This is a genomic window from Oleiphilus sp. HI0125 (assembly GCF_001635355.1).
In genome coordinates this window covers 1-930 of sequence record NZ_LWGF01001213.1, presented here as the reverse complement: position 1 = coordinate 930, position 930 = coordinate 1, and the positions used below count along the sequence as shown (strand labels likewise).

Here is a 930-nt window from a genome sequence, read left to right as displayed (position 1 = left end):
TCAAGGATGTTTTTGATGTTATGCACGACCATAGAATTGTCGTGGCTAAATATTCGAATCATAGTTTTCTCGTCAGACATCTGAACTTAGACGATGTGTTTCTTGTTTGGTTCTCAAATATAAATACAAAGCGAAGCCGACTGCCACGCCCGGTACTAATCCTAAGGCCATACATAGCGGGCCATATTTGTACCCGAATTGCTTGCGTTCGTAGAGGATCCAGGCGCTCATAATGAACCAGCACATAATCACGTCAGTTGAATAACCAGCCGCGAAAGGGTTAACGAAGCCTGCTGTAAAAGCACCGATTATATCGCCATCAACCAAAGCTGCAGGTGCGGTATAAAGTGCGAACACGGCGAGGAAGATTGCTGCTGAAATACCGATACTGAGTTTGAAAGTGTTTTCGTTCATGGGAAATGAAGTCCGTGTTGTTACTTTCTATTTCTTATTTGATGTGCGCTTATAAATTTGGAATGTCGTCAAAGAAACCTATTACGCAAGCGACTTGATCGTTATTGTCTATTTCGACGACATCAAAGCCTTTTAGTACCAGTTTGTCGCCTTGGTGAATTGCCCAGTGATAGCGATAAAAACCATGCTGTGCGTCCCAGCCGCTCGCTCGAGAATACGCGGCATTGGGCAATTGAGTTTTTACTTTATGAACATTCAGTTCAAAGCCATCAATACCTGTCACATCGATCGTCGGGTCGACAAAACGAATGTCCGGGTTTAGTGCGAGATCAAGATGCGCGCGTACTTTCGATGGGTCAGGTTCGTTCCACGCAGCAAGCATATGGTCAAGCGATTTAGGGTATGTCGACATAGTGATTCTCTTTTATTCTTATTCGAAAAATGTAGTGTCTTACAGTAGGCTTCATTTTGTATCATGCGAGCCTTAAGGTTCGCAATTGTGTATGCGGTCAATCT

At 43.7% G+C, this 930-nt stretch carries 2 protein-coding genes; both read right to left on the bottom strand.

From position 1 onward, the window contains the following. Positions 1–72: 72 nt before the first annotated feature. Entirely contained in the window at positions 73–414 is a 342-nt protein-coding gene (locus tag A3762_RS21160) for a DUF2834 domain-containing protein (RefSeq protein ID WP_068755464.1), read from the bottom strand. 49 nt (positions 415–463) lie between these two features. Next, positions 464–826, bottom strand: coding sequence for a hypothetical protein (locus A3762_RS21155; protein WP_068755462.1), 363 nt, complete (start codon positions 824–826; stop codon positions 464–466). Positions 827–930: the final 104 nt, after the last annotated feature.

Excerpts from the sequence above, each read along its gene's own strand:
- A3762_RS21160 (WP_068755464.1), bottom strand. The coding sequence starts at position 414 with ATGAACGAAAACACTTTCAAACTCAGTATCGGTATTTCAGCAGCAATC.
- A3762_RS21155 (WP_068755462.1), bottom strand. The coding sequence starts at position 826 with ATGTCGACATACCCTAAATCGCTTGACCATATGCTTGCTGCGTGGAAC.